This window comes from Nodosilinea sp. P-1105 (assembly GCF_012911975.1).
In the GTDB taxonomy this organism is placed as follows: domain Bacteria; phylum Cyanobacteriota; class Cyanobacteriia; order Phormidesmidales; family Phormidesmidaceae; genus Nodosilinea.
The window spans coordinates 1-1198 of sequence record NZ_SMDQ01000165.1 but is presented as its reverse complement, the minus strand read 5'-3'; the positions used below and the strand labels follow the sequence as shown (position 1 = coordinate 1198).

The window sequence follows — 1198 nt, the reverse complement described above, 5'->3', positions numbered from 1 at the left end:
TTCGACGGTCCCACGCTGCGCACGGGCTTCGCCCTACAACGCCGAAATTAACCAACGCCACCAGGAGGGCTGCCACGGTGAGCCGGTGGATTCGACAGGCTCACCACAGGTTGCTCCAGAGGCGGGCATTGGCGAGGTACCCGAGGAAGAGGAAGTCGGTTGCGTCATAGATCCTCAAAAATGCAATGCTGATCACTAACAGGGTCAGGCTTGTCCCCGGCAGCAGCGACAGGAAATTGACCCAACGGTTCATGCCAGCCTACTAAACACCCCCCTACATTATAGGCTTAGCCCCCCAAAGGGCACGTTCGGTAGGTTGGCTCATGTCCCCTTGCTTACCATTGCTATCATAGGCGTACCACCAGACTGGCACCCCCCATGGCCACCACCATTGACGATGTTGTACGGTTAATTGGCGAAATCGCCGCAGCCCAGAAAGAAACTGAGCGGCGATTCCAAGAAACTGAGCGCCTGATCAAACAGCAGAACCAAAATCTCAACGAGCAACTCGGTAAGCTAGGCAACCGGCTAGGGGAGTTTGTCGAGTGGCAGGTCAGGCCTGCCGTGATCAGACTTTTTCAAGAGCGAGGCATTGCGGTCCATGAGTTTTATCCTGGGGCTTCTGCCCGGCGGGACAACGACGCCATAGAAATCGACCTCTTAGTTGTCGATACGACTGATGCCGTTCTGGTAGAGGTCAAAAGCAAACTCACTCAACCCGATGTAGACGAACATTTAGAACGCCTTAGCAAATTCAAGCGACTGATGCCCCGCTATGGAGACGTGCGGGCCATGGGTGCCGTAGCCGGTATGGTAGTGCCCGATGAGGTGGCGCGCTATGCCTATCGCCAGGGGCTATTTGTGCTGGCTCAGTCGGGGGACGGTGTGGTCATCCTCAATGATGAGGCATTTCAACCTCGGGGCTGGTAACCCTCTCCCGAGGGGCCTACTAAGTACACACATCTTGGCCCTCTCCCCAAACCCCTCTCCCAGAAGGGCGAGGGGCTTTGAAAGCTCTACTCCCCTTTCTCCCATTTTGGGAGGAAGGGGCTGGGGGATGGAGGGAAAGCCCTGCCCACAAGGGTCTCACAGGACTTATGTGTACTTAGTAGGAGTAAATACCGTGCTTGGAGAACGATCCATCGATTTTGGATTCTTTCGCGCAGCGTGGCGGAGCCAAACTCGGCGAGCCGCTCGT

Annotated in this window: 1 protein-coding gene and 1 pseudogene; one reads left to right on the top strand and one right to left on the bottom strand. The window is 56.2% G+C overall.

What is annotated here, in order from left to right:
* A pseudogene (locus E1H13_RS28225) lies at positions 1-253 on the bottom strand (hypothetical protein); the annotation flags it as partial.
* 125 nt (positions 254-378) lie between these two features.
* Between E1H13_RS28225 and E1H13_RS26540 the strand changes: the two are divergent.
* Entirely contained in the window at positions 379-930 is a 552-nt protein-coding gene (locus tag E1H13_RS26540) for a hypothetical protein (RefSeq protein ID WP_169617962.1), read from the top strand.
* The last annotated feature ends 268 nt before the right edge of the window (positions 931-1198 follow it).